The 17,948-nt window shown below is 50.0% G+C and carries 14 protein-coding genes; all 14 read right to left on the bottom strand.

The window, feature by feature from the left end:
- The coding region (locus Psfp_RS14265) for a hypothetical protein (protein WP_134219214.1) at positions 1–247 on the bottom strand (247 nt) is incomplete at its 3' end.
- 176 nt (positions 248–423) lie between these two features.
- On the bottom strand, positions 424–1,878 hold the full coding sequence (locus Psfp_RS14260; protein ID WP_134219213.1) for a sigma-54 dependent transcriptional regulator: 1,455 nt from the start codon (positions 1,876–1,878) through the stop codon (positions 424–426).
- 66 nt (positions 1,879–1,944) lie between these two features.
- Positions 1,945–4,059: a GAF domain-containing protein gene (locus Psfp_RS14255; protein WP_192895437.1), complete on the bottom strand. Its 2,115-nt coding sequence runs from the start codon at positions 4,057–4,059 to the stop codon at positions 1,945–1,947.
- Positions 4,060–4,387: 328 nt separating this feature from the next.
- Complete coding sequence (locus Psfp_RS14250) at positions 4,388–4,762, bottom strand: DUF4912 domain-containing protein (RefSeq protein ID WP_134219211.1); 375 nt, start codon at positions 4,760–4,762, stop codon at positions 4,388–4,390.
- Between the two features lie 93 nt (positions 4,763–4,855).
- Positions 4,856–5,173: a hypothetical protein gene (locus Psfp_RS14245; protein WP_134219210.1), complete on the bottom strand. Its 318-nt coding sequence runs from the start codon at positions 5,171–5,173 to the stop codon at positions 4,856–4,858.
- Positions 5,174–5,853: 680 nt separating this feature from the next.
- A complete protein-coding gene (locus tag Psfp_RS14235; protein ID WP_153189538.1) occupies positions 5,854–7,251 on the bottom strand; it encodes a hypothetical protein in 1,398 nt (465 codons plus the stop codon).
- A 299-nt stretch (positions 7,252–7,550) separates the two neighbouring features.
- Positions 7,551–8,963 carry an NADPH-dependent glutamate synthase gene (gene gltA / locus Psfp_RS14230; protein WP_134219207.1) on the bottom strand — a complete coding sequence of 471 codons (1,413 nt, stop codon included), beginning with the start codon at positions 8,961–8,963 and terminating at the stop codon, positions 7,551–7,553.
- A complete protein-coding gene (locus Psfp_RS14225; RefSeq protein ID WP_134219206.1) occupies positions 8,963–9,826 on the bottom strand; it encodes a sulfide/dihydroorotate dehydrogenase-like FAD/NAD-binding protein in 864 nt (287 codons plus the stop codon). The genes gltA and Psfp_RS14225 overlap by 1 nt, the downstream gene beginning before the upstream one ends.
- Before the next feature lie 20 nt (positions 9,827–9,846).
- Entirely contained in the window at positions 9,847–10,482 is a 636-nt protein-coding gene (locus Psfp_RS14220) for a cyclodeaminase/cyclohydrolase family protein (RefSeq protein ID WP_134219205.1), read from the bottom strand.
- A 64-nt stretch (positions 10,483–10,546) separates the two neighbouring features.
- Complete coding sequence (locus Psfp_RS14215) at positions 10,547–11,401, bottom strand: bifunctional 5,10-methylenetetrahydrofolate dehydrogenase/5,10-methenyltetrahydrofolate cyclohydrolase (RefSeq protein ID WP_134219204.1); 855 nt, start codon at positions 11,399–11,401, stop codon at positions 10,547–10,549.
- 131 nt (positions 11,402–11,532) lie between these two features.
- Positions 11,533–12,465, bottom strand: coding sequence for a methylenetetrahydrofolate reductase (locus Psfp_RS14210; protein WP_134219203.1), 933 nt, complete (start codon positions 12,463–12,465; stop codon positions 11,533–11,535).
- A complete protein-coding gene (locus Psfp_RS14205) occupies positions 12,462–13,133 on the bottom strand; it encodes a methylenetetrahydrofolate reductase C-terminal domain-containing protein (protein ID WP_134219202.1) in 672 nt (223 codons plus the stop codon). Before Psfp_RS14205 ends, Psfp_RS14210 begins: the two co-directional genes overlap by 4 nt.
- Before the next feature lie 100 nt (positions 13,134–13,233).
- On the bottom strand, positions 13,234–15,216 hold the full coding sequence (locus Psfp_RS14200) for an FAD-dependent oxidoreductase (RefSeq protein WP_192895435.1): 1,983 nt from the start codon (positions 15,214–15,216) through the stop codon (positions 13,234–13,236).
- Positions 15,217–15,791: 575 nt separating this feature from the next.
- A complete protein-coding gene (locus tag Psfp_RS14195; protein WP_134219200.1) occupies positions 15,792–17,552 on the bottom strand; it encodes a formate--tetrahydrofolate ligase in 1,761 nt (586 codons plus the stop codon).
- Between the last annotated feature and the right edge of the window lie 396 nt (positions 17,553–17,948).

The raw sequence follows: 17,948 nt of genomic DNA, 5'->3' as shown, positions 1-17,948 counted from the left end.
TTCCCACCAGCAACTCATCATCCCAGATCTTCGGTGTCAGATTGGAAAGCACGTGCTTCAACGCTCCCCCTGCCCTTAGATACATGGGCTCGGTCCAGTGTCCTTTGATATAATCCGTGTACAGTACGGCTCTTTCTGAATCGATAAAAGGCTCATTGTCCAGAAGTTCCCGGTAACGCCTGTTGACTCTTTCAGTGGAAGGGCTCCCTTTGATTTCTCTATCCACAATTTGCTTAGCCACAGCCATTAATTTGCCTACCTCCTTTCTTATATCTTAATTAGAGCAAGATGCATACCAGATTGATATCCCCGGCAAATTAAGCTTTTAGCGGGTTTTTTATCGGGGGAAAAAATAAGACTTACCGTAAAAGCGGTAAGTCTTAACGTAATCTCGTTACGAAATAACAATCTAGCGGGAATTTTTCAATGCTTTTCTTTTTTCAGATATCTTAGAGCTCGTGGTGTGGTTTTAAGAATTTCAGCAGCCGTTGGGTAATGCCCTTTGGCCTCCTTGAGAGACCTCTCAATGATTAATTGGGTGGCTGTTATCTCCATCTGCTTGAAATTTTCCAAAAACCAGGGTAGATCAAACCCGGAATCAAAATTCATAGCTTCAATAAAATTTGTAAGTTTTCCCTCCATTTCGGCGAACAAGTTTTCAACAGGTTTGACTTGTGGTTCAATCTGAGGCTGCCGCTCTGTTCCGCTTATAAGTCCTTTTTTTGAAATATTAAGCGGTAAATGCTCAGGAAGGATGACAGTACTGTCGCACACTGCCGCGATTTTCGCGATCATATTTGCCAATTCCCTGATATTACCCGGCCAATTGTAGCTTTTGAGAATATTCAACGCCTCCGTACTTAAGGAAGGCACTCTACCGGGAGGGAAATGGCGCACCATAAAATGTTCGGTCAAGAATAAAATGTCTTCCTTCCTGTCCCTAAGTGGAGGCAAGGTTAAAGTAACCACTTCGAGCCGATAGAACAGGTCCTCCCTGAAACGTTTCAATCTCATTAATTCTTCCAGATTGGCATTCGTCGCGGCAAGAATACGGACATCAACATGAATTGGTTTTTGGCCGCCAAGCCTTAATAATTCGCCCGTTTCCAAAACACGCAAAAGTTTTACCTGAATCGAATTACTGGCGTCGCCAATCTCATCCAGAAAGAGCGTTCCGCGATGGGCCAGCTCAAAAATTCCTTTTTTCTGATTTGAAGCCCCTGTAAAAGCTCCTTTTTCATAGCCAAAAAGTTCACTTTCCAGTAAATTTTCCGGTAAAGCTCCGCAGTTTACAGCCAGAAACGGCTTGTCCGCGCGAGAGCTTATGGCGTGAATAAAATGAGCAAGGACATCCTTCCCGGTTCCTGTTTCGCCGCGAATTAGAATAGTAACGTCCTTTTTGGCCAGTTTTTCCGCAACCAGGAGCAACCGCCGCATTTCTTCACTTGGTCCGGTTACCAGACCGACGGAAGCAAGTACCTGGTTTCCTTGTTCAAATGTCTCATTTTTCACAGTCGACCGGTTTAGAGCCTGGCTGATAACTGATTCCAATTCGGAAAGATCGCTGAAAGGCTTTTCGATATAATCAAATGCTCCAAGCTGGATAGCCTCAACAGCTGACTTTACAGTAGAGTAACCTGTCATTATGATCGATTCACAATCCGGCTGGAGTGATTTTAATTCCCGCAGCAAGGTAATCCCGTCAGTATCAGGAAGTTTGAGGTCAATAATAGCCAGGTGGTAAGATTCCTTAAAAGCTTCTCTGGCCTGCGCCCCGTTTACGGCTACCGTTACCTTGTAGTGGTACGGTTCTAAGAGAAACGTAAAAAATTCTCCTATTTCAATTTCATCATCAACAACCAGAATGCGGAAAGTCATAATTATCTCTCCTTGTTATCTGATTTTTTAACAAGCTAACTACCTAAAAGAGAAAATTAATGCTTTTTAAGGCTCTTCTTCAACAGGTATCATCAAGGAAAACTTGCTTCCATGACCAATCTCAGTTTCTACGGCTATCTTCCCGCCATGGGCTTCAGCGATATTTTGACTGATTGAAAGGCCTAGTCCCGTCCCCATCACTTTGGTGGTATAAAATGGGCTGAATATCTTTTTTAAATGTTCTGATTCAATACCACAACCCGTATCACGTACTTCGATATAAACAAACCGATCTTCAATTCCGGTGGTCAGATAAATATTACGGATACCTCTATCTTGAAGCGAGTCCCGGGCATTGATCAGCAGGTTAACCAAAACCTGTTCCAAATGCTGCCTGCTCCCTGTAACTTCAGGAAGTCCCCGCGCAAAATTTTTTATAATCCTGATATTATTCTTTTCAATTTCATAGGCAACCAGCGCCAGGGCGCCTTCCACAATATCATTCATATTGATTGGCTCAAACGAATATTTTTCCTGACGTACAAAGGCGCGGAGTTTAAGGATGATATTCTTGCAGCGTTCACCGCATTTTTTTATATTATCCAGAAGTTTTCCCTTCTCAGGCGGGTGGATTATAGCATCCCGCTCCAAAAGAAGGGTGTTGCCAATAATGGCAGTGAGAGGACTGTTTAATTCATGGGCAATGCCTGAAGCAATTTCCCCGATAGCAGCGAGCTTTGCCGATTGAATTAACTGCGCCTCCATGTTTACCCGCTCCGTAACCTCCCTTATTGAAACAACAACTTCGTTTACAATGCTATCTTTATTATATATCGGGTATGATGACAGATCCCATATAACACCGTTAGGAAGGTGAATACGCTTGTTGACCGGCTGTCCTTTTTCAAAAGCCTCTTTCAACAGGCTTTGCACATGATCATATTGTTCAGGGTCAAAATACTCATACCATAACTGTCCTACCTGGGGAATTATATTTCTTGCCCTTCCCAATTCCAAAACAGCCTTATTAAAGCGTACAATCTGACATCTCCGGTTGATCACGATCAGCATGTCCGTTACAGCCTTAAAGGTTTCTTCCCAGGCCCGTTTACTCATACTTTCTTCAGAGTAAAGCCTCACGTTTTCAATACATAAGGACAACTGGTCAGCAACCTGGCGCAAGAAGACGATCTCCTCTTCTTTATACGAAAAAGGTTCATGGCTTCCCAAAATTAAAGCCCCAATGGATTCGCCTTTAACAAACAAAGGCATGATAATCTGAGATTTAATATTGAGGTGAGCCAGCACAATATCTTCAGGAAAGGTGTAAGGATCCTCGAAGATATTGGGACGAACAATTATTCTTTTTTCGCTCATCACTCTAGCCGGCCCGGAATTAACCCGATCAAAGACAAAACACATGGATATGCTTTGATCCTGGGTTTCACCTCCTTCTATCACCGTGTTATTAATTATCGAGTTTTCTTTTTCTAAAAAACACAGATTTAACATGTCACAGGCGACAACTTTGTTTAATTCCACCAGGCTGCCTGCAATTTCTTCCAAGGATGTTTCAACGGTAATATTTTTTGCTATTTTATTAATAATTTCAAGCTGCAAGTTCCTTTTTTCCATTTCTTGCATCAGGACGGTCGCTATCTTATAGCTGTCTTCCCATTTCTTGCGAAGGGAAATCTCCTCCCGGTACAGCCTTGCATCTTCAGCAAGCAGCGCCAACTGATCAGCGACCTGCTGAAGAAAATTAGCGTCATCTATGGTATACTCTCCTACATTTTTACTGCCCAAATTTAAGGTGCCAATAATCCCGGTCCTTGCTATTACCGGAACAATAACCATCGACTTCATACCTATAGTTTTAAGATCCCTGGTGTAAGCCTGACCATCATTTTGTATATCCGTCCTTATGGAAAAATGTCTCTTCCTTATCACTTCCCATGCCCAGGAAATCTGCGGATCTAAGACAGTTCCTTCTTTTAAAACAGTCGTGCCCTTGGGTAGTTCCCTTTTAACCAATAGCTCTCCATGATCAAGCATACACAGATTCATAAGATCAAAAGATATGATCCTTTGCAGCTTTACTGCCACATCTTCAATCATTTCATCAAATGTCATTTCAAGCGTAATACTTTTGGCAATCTGATTAATGATTTGAAGCTGCATATTTCTTTTTATTAGCTCTCTTAATTGAGAATTAAGCAACATATTTTTAGAATTACTATGGCCTTTTTCCAATTTAGCACCTCTAACACTTCTTGGAAGTTTGGAGATTAATAATATTGGACTAATTTGATATTGTAAATAGCAATCGATAAAATCTTCTACAGAGAATCAGTACCTCCTCCTTTATTTTCACAATTGTTAAACAAAACAAAAAAGCATTATAGCAATGCTAAATATATAAATAATTGGTAATAACACCAAGTATTAATTATAGCCATAATAAAAAAATAATGCCGTAATTAATCTTTACGGCATTTGATAACCAAATTTATGGACTGATAAGGTCTGCGGAACTGAAACCGGCCTCCCCTTCCGGTTTTTCCCGCGGCGACATAACGGTATTGGAGGAAATGAACGGGTAAAAATCACCGTTGCTATCAATCGCGCTCAGATCGCAGCTATACAGTGTACCCGGGTCAACCCCGTCAAAGTAATAATTGTTGGTATTTGGGTCAATATCACATACACGGCAGGTACCGTTCCCCACTTTATTGAGTCTCAGCTTCAGGGTGCTTTTCTCAGCCAGAGCGACTTTTTGACCTGGAGAAAGCTCCCAGTAAGTATAAAGTACCCGGGGGCTTTGCGCCATTAAAATCAATCTGTTTTCAAAGTATCCGGAAGGCAGTCCAACAGGAGGAATCAAATTATCACCCTTTTATCATTCTTAAGAGCCGGATAAAATATTTATATTGCATTGCCCGTAAAAAATGACTGGATACTAGAATACAAAGCCGTACTACCGGGTTTGCTTTACTCCGAATAACCTGCGCCACCAGGGCAATTGGACCTTTCCCTGACGTATTACCATTTTGGCCTGCATTTTACGGATAGCCCTCATAATTTCCTGGTCGCGTTCCTCTATGTTTTTTTCCAAAAGCGACACACGCCGGTCAACGGCCTCCTCAACCATCTTTTGGGTGAGAGTTAAGAGAACCTTTGCGCTGTAAATGTCAATTGTAGGTACGACGGCATTGGTTCTGGATACTTCAGATATCTCTGCCTCTGTGACCCGGTCTGAATCATCCGGCCTGTTGATACAAACCAGATCTCCCATTTTTTGCTTACCCCCTTTGTTATCTCTCGTTCTATAAGCAGTGATATATATTACTTCTCCATTAAAATGTTAATTCCTTCCATTTCTGGAGCTGCCGGCATACATTTGTGTAAATATCGAGGCAGGCTGTCCCTGACCGGGCGGATACAGCGGCGGCAGTTCCACCATTGCCGGGGAAGTCCACCATGTACACTGTCCAGGATGGTGACAATTGGTGGGAAATCAGCGAAAGAGCTTACGGCGTGGGACCCTACTATTTAAAACTGACTGCTTACAACAAGATGAGTAATCAACGCCTATACAGGGGGCTGGTCGTTGAGATCCCCCCAAAGAGGTACTTGACGCCCTCCAGTAAATCATCGGAGCCTAACAAATATAGCTTGCAGGCTCCCGGAAACTGCTACTTTATTTCATTTATGATAAAATTCTAAGCGCGAGTCTGGTTTCAGGTCTGTAGCAATCCTTGCCCCGGCCCCTTTTTCGATATATATACAGCCGCCGGCTCAAACGTAATCAACCGCCGCCTTTCCTGTGACTTAAGCTGGTTTGCACAGGCAAGCGCGGCGGCATTTCAATACACTGAAAAAATACCGAAAAAAGTTATACGCTCTTTTAAAAATCATGCTAACGCAAGGGTACATATTGCTAACTTCAGGAATAAAGGATACGTTATGCGTCTTTTAGGAGTTTGGGCCCAGCGGAAACAGATAGAAACGGACCGGGCCGTAGCTGTTGGGGGCAAGCATAAAGCGCAGCAGGTGTTCGTGCTTGCCGGCTGCCGGGAAAATTCCGATAACCTGCCCGTAGCCCGGCTCCCGCAGCGCTTCAAACTCCGTGTAATATTTATCGTAATTGGGATCCCTTATGGACACGGTCTTCACCGCGCCATCGAGCCAGACCGTATTGATCTGATTGCAGGTGTCCACGAAGCCTGTCTGCAGCGCTCCCTGAAAGACCAGGGCAACCGGTCCGGTTAGTTCAAGCTTGATCGCGTACTCCGCCCCATAGCTCCCCTTATTGATCCCTGTGACACCCGGCGTATACGGGTCAAAACCGTTGAGCAGCAAGTCATTGGCAAAAACATCAGGCTCACTGGCATTCGCCGCAGCCAGGGCAAAACTTGCCGCCCCGTTCTCGAATGACGAGTAGTTGATGGTAAAGCGCTTGGACGCAGCCTCCCCTAAGGGATTGTTCGGATAACTGCCGGGAACAAATAGCCCCCTCATATGCAGGCCTTGGTTTTGCCCTGGTGATAATACCCGGCCCGAGCGCAATTGCTCTCCAAGAAAGAAATCCAGGTTGACCTCAAGCGGGGCGATAAATGTTTCCAGCCCGATCTTCTCTGCTTCGCCGCAGTCGCCCCGGACCAGGTATTGTCCGGTAGCCGTGTCCACCAGGGCCAGGTCATACATACCTACCGCCCATCCCCTTGGACCGACGTCCTCACTCAGGATCAGGCGTTCTCCCGGCTGGACCCGGCCCAGGTTGACCGGCCCGCGTTCCTCAGACAGATAAAACTCACGCACAACATAATTTCCAACCGCCGAGCCATAGTAAAGGGGCTCGCTGTCACCCGGTTTCACGGGAGCGGCATCCGCCAGAAAAAGCATGGAACCATCGGTTGCGCGGCTGCGGGCCATCGACCCGCGCACGGCATAGACGTCAAGCGTCCGGCCGGTCCGGTTTTCTACGGCAAAACCAACTGCAGCCGGCACATTTTGAGGTTCGCCGCCCGACCAATTAATCAGAAGGTTCATATGGCTGAAGAGTACCCTGACTGCGCCGGAAGCCGAAAGAACGTCGTCAGCCCGGCTCAGGATTCCCGCTTCTGAAGGGAACTCCGGAGTGTTGCTGAAAAACAGGTTATATGTATCGTCCAGCTGGAGACTTTGCCCGGCGCTCAGGGATACGGCGCCTGTCAGCAATTGGGGCGGCACCTCCCGCCCCTCCTGGAAACCGTAACTCCAAGCCTTGTCCAATGAACTGGGGATAGCCGGCTGGGGAAAACGAAGCGCCGCAAAAGTAATCAGCAACAGCCAAAATATTATGGTGGGAGCTAAGAATATCCTTTGTTTCAATGCAGGTTGAATTCTAAATCTCGGCAATATATCTGTTGCGCCTCCCGGAACCTACGGTACCCTCTGCATGGTCAGCTATACTTGACATTACCTGACAAGCCATACTCTATAATATCAAATTTTGGCAAGAATACCAAGCCTTTTCTCATTCGCCCCTCCTCCATAAAAAAGTCCCGCTTTCCGTTACCGGCAGCAGGACTTTCTTCTCTGAAAACATACACAGATCGCTGAAAAACATAAAAATATTTCGACCGTTAAATAGTTGCTCAAATACAGGTGCGAATTCATTCGCATAACATCTAATCAATACCCAACAAGTATTTATGGATGGATCTGGCTGCGGTGCGCCCCGCGCCCATGGCCAGGATGACCGTAGCCGCTCCGGTAACCACGTCGCCGCCGGCGTAAACCCCCGGCTTGGAGGTGGCGCCGGTATCCGGGTCGGCGGTGATATTGCCTCTCCTGTTGACCGCCAGGTCGGGCGTGGTCTTGGGAATCAGCGGGTTGGGCCCCGTGCCGATAGCCACCACCACCGTGTCCACCTCCAGGATGAATTCGGAGCCCTTAACCGGTACCGGGCTGCGCCGGCCGGAAGCGTCCGGCTCGCCCAACTCATAGCGCAGGCATTCCATACCGGTTACCCAGTAGTCATCGTTATAGAGGATCCTGGTCGGGTTGGTGAGGAATTGAAACTTAACGCCTTCTTCCTCGGCGTGCTCAACCTCTTCAAACCGCGCCGGCAGCTCCACCCTGGAGCGCCGGTAGACGATCCAGGACTCCTGCGCACCCAGGCGCAGGGCCGTGCGCGCGGCGTCCATGGCCACGTTGCCGCCGCCCAATACGGCCACCCTTTTGCCGACAAAGATGGGGGTGTCCGTTTCGGGGAAGCGGTAAGCCTGCATCAGGTTGGAGCGGGTCAGGAATTCATTGGCCGAGTACACCCCGCAGGCGTTTTCGCCGGGTATCCGCATAAAGTTGGGCAGGCCGGCGCCGGTACCGAGAAAGACAGCGTCATAGCCGCTCTCCATCAGTTCATCTATAGTGGAAAACTTGCCGACGATAGCGTTGACCTGAATATCTACCCCCAATTTCTTGAGGTTGTCGATTTCCGCCTGGACGACTGACTTGGGCAGGCGGAACTCGGGAATGCCGTACATCAGCACGCCGCCCGCGATATGCAGGGCTTCAAAGATGGTGACCTTGTGGCCGAGCTTGGCCAGGTCGGCGGCGCAGGTCAGCCCGGCCGGACCGGACCCCACGATTGCCACCTTCTTGCCGGTGGGAGATGCTGTTGCCGGAAGCTTTACCCCGGCGGCCAGTTCCCGGTCAGCCACATAACGTTCAATCCGGCCGATAGCCACCGGCTCGTATTTCTTGCCCAGGGTGCAGTACTTTTCACACTGGTTTTCCTGGGGACAGACACGCCCGCAAACTGCCGGCAAGGCGTTCGTTTCCTTGAGTTTTTGGCCGGCCCCGGCAAAATCCCGCTCCGCAACCTTTTTGATAAAGGCGGGAATGTCTATATCAACCGGGCATCCCTGCCGGCAGGGAGCGTTTTTGCACTGGATGCAGCGCTCCGCCTCGGCGATAACAGCTTCTTCGCTGTAGCCCAGGGCAACTTCGTTAAAGTTCCCGGCTCGAATCACGGGGTCCTGAGCCGGCATGGGGTTCTTTTTGGGGATAATAGCTTTTTTTGCGTTTTCCGCAGCCATTACTCTTCACCCCCGCATCTGCACTGATGATCATGCCTGGGCCCTTTTTCGTCATACAGGTCCAGGGAAAGCTTTTCCTGCGTTTTATATACTGCGGAGCGGCGGGCCAATTCTACAAAATCCACCTCGTGCCCGTCAAATTCAGGGCCGTCAACACAGGTGAACCTGGTCTCGCCGCCCACGGTCACCCGGCAGCAGCCGCACATACCTGTACCGTCAACCATCAGGGTGTTGATGCTGACCACGGTCTTGACTCCATATCTCCTGGTCAGGTCGGACACCGCCCGCATCATGGGCAGGGGCCCGATGGCAAGACACAGGTCAATTCCTTTGTCTTCAATGACTTCCTTGAGCAGGTCGGTCACGAAGCCCTTGCGCGCATAAGAGCCGTCGTCGGTGGCCACCAGCAGTTCGTCCGATACGGCCCCCATGCGGTCTTCCCAGAAAATGAGGTCTTTATTACGGGCCCCGATAATGCTGATAATTTCATTCCCGGCTTCTTTAAGCGCCCTGGCAATAGGGTAAACGGGAGCAACCCCCACCCCGCCGCCGACGCAGGCCACCCGGCCGTAATTCTGAATATGGGACGGGACGCCCAGCGGGCCGACAAAGTCCTTGAGACAGTCTCCCGCCTCGAATGTGCCCAGCTCTTTGGTGGTCCTGCCCACCTCCTGGAAAACACAGGTAATGGTCCCTGCAGCCCGGTCAAAATCCGCTATGGTTACGGGTATCCGCTCACCTTCTTCATGGACACGCAGGATAACGAACTGACCAGCCAACGCTTTTGCGGCTACCAACGGGGCCTGGATCTTAATTAGTTTGATGGAAGCTCCCAGCTCTTCTTTTTCAATAATTTCGTACATCTTAATCACTCTTCTTTGTATTATCCCTTCATTCTTTCTTTTACCACCGCTACAGCTTGTTCTTTCAACCGGCGGGCCTCTCCGGCGATTCTTTCCTTCTCTTCCAGGGCCTGTGACGCGAACCCCGCATCGCTGACCATAGACAGGTTGATCTCGACATTTAAAAGAACTGCATGTACCGCGGCCTCGCACACATAGGCGGCAACTCCGGCGTCGCTGATGGCCATTTTATTGCCGATCCTGGATAACTGGGCAGTAATCGCCAGCGCTTCCAGTAATGTCACGGCAATCTCAAGCGGAGTCTCTGTTGCGCCTCGCAAGGCCTTCTGGAGAGCCTCTTCACGCTTGTCCTTTTCCTCGGTTGTACCCTTTGGCAGACGATAGGCAGCCATAAAATTGTCAAAGGCCGCTATATCTTCTTCCATTAATTTTTCCAGTCTGGCCATAGTAAAGTAAGCCCTGCCGGTAATATCCTTAATCTCAGTTGCGACAGCCGCATACTGGGACTTGCCGTAGGTGAGGTTGCCTACCATGGCCGCCATGCTCACACCCAATGCGCCCACCAGGGCGGAAACACTGCCTCCCCCCGGGGTCGGGGCGTCAGAAGCCGCGGCGGCCAATACTTTCCTGAATGAACAGTCAAACATGCCACTCATTGCTTTGCCTCCTATAATACTCCATACTAGCATATAAAAACAAGACTTTTCAGAAAAATCTCAGTTAATGTCTTTTCTTGCTGAGCTTGATCGCCTTAAGCAGGTTTTTTATAATCAGCGCGGTAGTAAGACTGCCGACTCCACCCGGGACAGGGCTGATGGCGCCGGCTACCGGCAGGACGTTTTCGAAATCGACATCTCCGCAGATGCCGCCGTCCGGCATTTCGTTGATACCGACGTCTACCACAATGGCGCCGGGTTTAACCATATCAGCAGTGATCATCTTGGCTATACCTGCGGCGGCGATCAATATGTCGGCCTGCCGGGTGTGGTATGCAAGATCGCGGGTCCTGGTATGACAGATGGTTACCGTCGCATTTTGGTTCAGAAGCATATAAATGAGAGGTTTACCAACCGACTCTCCCCGCCCGACCAGGACAGCATGTTTACCTTCGATGGGGAGGCCGTTGCGCACCATTAATTCAATGCAGCTCTGTGGTGTGGAAGGAAATAGTCCCTCATTATTGCTGAGATTGTAAGCGCGGTTTAGAGGGTGTACGCCATCCACATCCTTTAAGGGTGAGACAGCCTCAAGAATTCTCTGCTTGTTCATCCTCTTCGGCAGCGGCAGCATGATCATAATCCCGTGGACAGAATTATCCATATTGAGCCTATTTATAACCTCGACGACTTCGTCCTCATCCCCGGCGTCTTTAAAGGAAAACGCTTCAAAAAGAGCGCCGGCGCTTATACAGGCTTTTTCAATAGAACGGGTATATATTACCGAAGCAGGGTCATCTCCGGCCAGGATGACCGCTAATTTGGGGTTAAGCCCCTCTTCTTTCAGGCTCGCTATCTCTGCCTTATTCTCCCCCCGGACTATAACTGCGACGGCTTTACCATCGATAATCTTTGACATTCGAAAACGGTTCCTCCTTGTCTTTTATTAGGCGCCCATATACCCTGACGCGGCGCCGGCAGAGGATGAAATCAAGTGAATATTTACACTAACTGGATGACATATATATTATTGACAATTTATCCTCTGGATTAATCCAACACAACCTCCGGCCGCGGGTATAGGCCGGCCTGTTTTACAATCTCGGGAACAATATCTTCCCAGGCTATAGCCATGATATGGACACCATGCACGCCCTTGATATTTTCCCTGATGTATTTGATCTGCTCAATACAGACAGCCACTCCCTCGCTTGGGGGGTCAGCCGCATTTTTTAGCCTGTCCACCAGGGCGTCCGGCACAATCATCCCGGCTACCTGTGTTTGCATGAATTTAGCCGCCCGCCAACTTTTCAGAGGGATTACTCCGGCCAAAATATGAGCCCTTTGGTCCAGGCCTCTTGCCCGGACCAGCTCCATAAAGCGCTCAAAGCGCTCCATATCAAAGACACCCTGCGTTTGGATAAATTGGGCTCCCGCCTTAATCTTCTTCTCCAGCCGGTCAACCCTGTATTCAAAAGGGTCTGCAAAGGGATTGGCCACCGCGCCGATGAAAAACCTTGGCTCGTATTCTTTAATCTCTTCACCGCAAAAGAACTGCTTTTCGTCCCGCATTCTGCTCATCAGGTTAACCAGCTGAATAGAATCCAGATCATAGACGTTCTTTGCCGTAGGGTGGTTGCCAAATTGCTGGTGGTCTCCGGATATACAGAGCAAGTTCCGCATGCCAAGGCTGTAAGCTCCCAGCAGGTCGGACTGGATGGCAATACGGTTCCTGTCACGACAGGTCATCTGCGCCACCGGCTCCAGAGCGTTGGCGAGGAGATGCACACCGGCGGCGATACTGGAGAGCCGGACAATTGCGGTCTGGTTATCGGTGATATTGGCAGCGTCCACGAAATCTTTCAAGATTTGCGCGGTATATTTTAGACCATGCGCGCCGGCATGCTTCGGTGGCCCGATTTCAGTGGTGACAGCAAAGTGTCCGCCTTCCAGTATGGCCTGCAGCTTGCTTAAATATTTCACCTTGCCATCAAATCCTCTCTCAAAGCCTTTCGTGGCCCCCCGTCCCTGGCTTTTGACCAGTCCTTCAGCGGCTGGACGGCGGTCAAGTCCTGCAGCCTGCCCAGCGCCTTCATGCGGTCATAAATTAGCTGCCAGGCGCATGCCACGTCCTTATCTATTTCACACCTGCCATGCTGCGAACCGCCGCAGGGGCCGTTCAGGATGCTTTTGGCGCAGCGGATAACGGGACAAATCCCACCGGTCCGGTGCAGGATGCAGTCTCCGCACAGGCCGCATTTTTCATCCCACCTGCCGTGTTCTGTCGCCCCCCCGGCAAAAAGGGTATCCTGAGCGGGGACCACCCATTTATCCGGGTATTTCTCAGCCAGGTACTGCACGCCAACCCCACAGGCAAGTGAAATGACAGCGTCCGCCTCTCCCACCAGCCCGTCCAGTGGGCTTAGAAACTCGGGGTCGCATTGCCTGGTAGCTATGTAAGTCGAGGTTGCCAGCGGCTTTCCGGCCAGCTTCCTCATAATCCGCAGGGCAGAAGCCAGTATTTCAGTCTCTTTCTCACCGCCGGACAGACACACGGTCACGCATCCGGCACATCCAACCAGCAGCACCTTTTCGCAATCTTCAACCATAGCCGCGATGTCTTTTATATTCTTTTGCCGGGCTATTATCACAGCCGCTCAACTCCTTTGGTTGAACTAACTCCTATTCAAGCGGGATATTTAATAAATACGGGTATCATAAAAGGATAATAATGTGGCCTTTTAAATAAGCTTAATTTAAAAGCTGGAGTTTCTGATAGAATGTTTTCAGTAGAGTGATCATATCCTCATCCTTCTCAGGCGGACAGTAATAAAGCCGCCCCGGAGCTAAACCAATAGCTGCCATCAAGCCTTCGGCCCGCGCCAGCAGTCCTTTTAAAGCTCCATCCCCGCCATAGTGCCGGCTGGAGTTTTCCCGGCAGCCCAGGACCGCAACCCCGGCAGCTCCGTTTTCAAACGCGCTGAGCACCCACTCCAGCTGCAAAGCGCTTACAGTGGGCACCCTGATCATAACTGCCTTTGGATCAATTGATTTCAATACATCTATACTGTTTTCCTGCCCGGTAAATATCACCAACGGGGCTTTGCCCTGCAGGTCTGCAAGGGCTTCTTTTATCTTATGTTCATATAAATTCTCTACAGTAATCGCACCGGCGGGGCAGTATGCGGCGCATATCCCGCAGGCCTGACAGCCTTCCACAGGCATACGGGCCGCTCCCTCTACCAGCGGCACTTCGTAAGGACAAACTCTCAGGCAGGTCAGACAGGCAACACATTTATCGGCAAGCACCTGCGCCCCAAGACCGCAGCTTAGACAGCGGCCGGCCTCAATAATTGCCGTTTTCTCATCTAATCCCAGCTCATAGGGCTCAAAATTTTGAACTCTTAAAGCAGCCGGCAATACCGGCATTTCCCCGCGGGCATGTTGTGGCACCCGGCCGGCTACAGCGCCGGGAAGTATGCCGATGGCATCCTGTGCAGTATCCGCGGTTACCCGCCTGGCGCCATACAAATATTGATTTACCGCCCTGGCTGCCCTGTGTCCGGAAGCAACCGCGTCAATCGCCAGGCCCGGTCCGTTAACCACCTCTCCACAGGTAAACACACCCTCAACACTGGTATTTAGAAAAGTTCCGTCTGCAACCAAAAAACCTTTGGGGCTAACTTCCAATCCGCTGCCGTTTAAAAATTCCTGGTCCGGGCCCTGCCCGACAGCCAGGATGACTGTGTCACATGGCAGGCTTAGGAAGGCGCCGGGCTCATAAGCTGGATTAAACCTTCCATCGGAATCGAACACGGATTTAACCTTCTGAGCCTTAAGACCCGTAATCCGGCCGTCTTCAACTATGACTTCAACCGGTCCGTAACCGTTGACGAGGCCGACACCTTCTTCCAGCGCCTCTTCAACCTCCCAGGTATGCGCCGGCATCTCTTCTCGAAATTCTATACAAACCGCGGTTACCTGCCCGGCCCCCAGCCGGACCGCTGTGCGGGCCGCGTCCATCGCTACGTCCCCCCCGCCGATGACCAGTACGTGGCTGCCGATAGCCGGTTTCCCGCCCAGGTTTGCCTGACGCATAAACGGCAGCGCTTTTAAAACATCCGGATTGTCGGCTCCCGGCAGCGGGAGTCCTTTGCTTTCCTGCAGCCCCGCGGCGATAACTACAGCGTCGTATTCTTCTTTAAGTTCATTTAAAGTAACGTCCCTGCCCACCTCAATTCCGGTATGGACTGTTATCCCGGTGGCCAGTATAGCCTCCACGTCCTTTTGGAGGTTTTCTCTAGGAAGCCGGTAAACAGGCAGTGAGGTTAAAAAATGCCCGCCCGGAGCATGGTTTCTTTCATACACAACAACAGTGTGGCCAAGGTTGGCGAGGTCGTAAGCCGCTGTCAGCCCGCTTGGCCCGGAACCAACGATCGCAACACTTTTGCCGGTATGACTGGCACGAAGTGTTTCCCCGCTATTTGACCCGGCCTTATCAACAGCAAACCTTTTCAGGTTGCGGATTGATAAAGAGGCGTCCACATCGCCCCGCCGGCAGTGGTCTTCGCAAGGATGGGGACACACCCAGGCGCATACGGACGGGAAGGGGTTGTTGGCACGGATCAAACGGTAGGCTTCACTGTAATCCTGCCTGGCGACGGCAGCCAGATAGCCGCGCACGTCAGTTTTAACCGGACAGGCATGGGTACATGGCGGCAATAACTCGTTCATTCCAACATACCTCCAAGACCTCTTTGTTTCCATTCAGTCATCTACTCAGAAAAGGAAGCAGGGGGACGGTTCTTTTGCTTCCTTTTTTTGTTTCCCTGAAAACAACTGTACAGCTGTTCAACTCACAGAGCGAATCCAAAAAACGCAGGTGCAAATTCATATGAAAATAGCATTGCAGCAGCTGGGCCTCAAATCCAGGTGCGTATTTATTCACACAGCTCCACAAGGAATGCGGTAGAAATCCCTTAAAGCTATGCAGTTTTTGTCCGATCGAAATCACACCTACAACAAAATCAGCTTAAAGATGATCATGCGGGTGCATATTTTCACTGGTAGTTTGTGATTGAAAAATCATGATTGGTTCATTCGCACAAATGTTACTCTAGCTACACAAGTCCGGCGCTGACGCGCCGTACAGGATTATACCCCCCCTGGTGTTTTCATGATACGTGGCGCCGCGATAGCGGCGTGTGGAATTATCCTGTAAATAATAATAGCAGTATCGGCCAATCTCCTACCGCGGTTTTTGAACCATCCGCCAGCGGTCTCTGAGTGTCCTGTTTCAGCAATAGGCGCTAGAAGAGACCCAGGACCTTGCCGGTATTCACATCGACGTCGATCCTCCGGTAGGCCGGGTCAGAGCCGGTACCCGGCATCAGGCTGATCGAACCGGTCATAGGACAGAGGAACTTGGCCCCGGCAAAGACCAGCACGTCGCGGACAGGCAGCAACCAACCCTTGGGCACGCCTTTTATGTTGGGATCGTGGGAAAGGCTCAGGTGGGTCTTTACCATCATGGTGGCAAAATCGGCATAAGCCGGGTCAGACTCAAAGCGCCTGGCTTTGGCTTCAGCTTCCGTGGTCCACGAAGCCCCATCGGCGCCGTACACCTCTCTGGCGATTATATCAACCCTCTGCCTGAGCGGCATCTCCAGCGAGTAGAGGTGCTTGAAATCAACACGGTCAGCACAGGCGTCGATCACCGCGTCGGCCAGTTCCAGCGCCCCTTCGCCGCCTTTAAGCCAGTGTTCGGATAAGGCGCAGCGGGCGCCGGCCTGTTCAGCGTAACGGCGGACCATGGCGATTTCCTCCCTGGTATCGGTATGGAAGGCGTTGATGCAAACAACCGGGTTGATCCCCGCTTTTTTAACCGTGGCGATATGATGCGACAGGTTGGGGATACCCTTTTCCAGTAGTTCCAGGTTTTCTTTCCGATATTCCTCCGGCAGTGGACGACCGGGCACAACCTTCGGCCCGCCTCCGTGCATCTTCAGGGCCCGGATGGTAGCCGTGATCACAGATACATTGGGGGTGAGCCCGCTAAAACGGCACTTGACGTTCCAGAATTTTTCAAAGCCGATATCGGCGGCAAAGCCGCTTTCGGTAACGTTGTAGTCGAACATCTTCAAAGCGATACGGTCGGCAATAATGGACGATTGGCCAATGGCGATATTGGCAAAGGGGCCCGCGTGCACCAGGACAGGCTGGTACTCAACCGTGCTCATGAGGGTCGGGTTGATGGCGTTTCTCATAAAGGCCGTCATGGCTCCGGCCACTTCCAGGTCGGAGGTGGTCACAGGTTGGCCTTTTTTATCGTAAGCAACGATGATTTTACCAATGCGCTCCCGCAAGTCTTTTAAGTCAGTGGCGACAGCAAGAATGGCCATCAATTCGGAACTGACCGCGATGCCGAATTTCGACTCCATCATGTAGCCGTCCATCCTGCCGCCGATCCCCATGATGATCTTGCGCAGGCCCTGAGCGCAGAAATCGATAACCCAGCCCATTTCCACATTGGTGGGGTCGATGTCAAGCCTTCTTAAGTTGCGTTTGGCCAGTTCGGCGTCATCGTAGTTGCGCTCGTGCTGCATCCGTGCGTTAAGAGCGACCATGCACAGGTTGTGGGCGTTCATGATGTCGTTGATGTCACCTGTCAGTCCCAGGGAAAATTCGGTCATGGGAATAGCCAGGGCGTTGCCCCCGCCGGCTGCAGTCCCTTTAATGTTCATGGTGGGACCGCCGGAGGGCTGGCGAATGGCTGCGCCCACATTCATGCCGCGCTTACCCAGTCCCTCCACCAAACCTATGGTGGTAGTTGTTTTGCCCTCACCCAAAGGCGTGGGGGTAATGGCGGTTACGTTGATGTATTTACCGTCCGGGCGGTCCTTTAAACGCTCCATGATTTTCATAAAATCCAGCTTGCAAATCCTGCCGTAAGGGATTATTTCATCCTTTTCCAAACCAAGTCGCTCTTGCCAGACGGCAGCTGTCGGCATATTTTTTTCGGCCAGTTCGGCAATTTGAAAATCTTTTAGTTGAGTCGCGTCAAACGGCATTCTAAAAGCCCCCTTAATTAATGCTCCATTAATTATGTAATTGAGGAGTTTGCAAATCAATTAATCATGACAACGATAAACTATCAAACATTAAGTTATATGTCCAGTACAAACATCCTGGTTACTAATTATAGAATGCTTTTAAATATTTTTTCAATATCATTTATTTGTTCCCTTAATTAGAAGCGGGCAATATGGAAGTACCCTAAACCCAGCGGAATACCATCAAAGATAACATACGCATCGAAAAAGCCAAATATTAGGATAGTTGCTAATTGTTAATTTCACTCAGGGCCTCCTGCTTTTCTTTCCTGCAATAATTAAAACGTATTCCTTGCCAAATTATTAATAATTAATGGGTTATTATAACATTTCAAGATGGTTATTAAAATAGTT

Origin of the sequence: Pelotomaculum sp. FP (assembly GCF_004369245.1) — a bacterium.
In the GTDB taxonomy this organism is placed as follows: Bacteria; Bacillota; Desulfotomaculia; order Desulfotomaculales; family Pelotomaculaceae; genus Pelotomaculum_C; species Pelotomaculum_C schinkii.
This window is presented reverse-complemented; position numbering and strand designations above follow the sequence as displayed.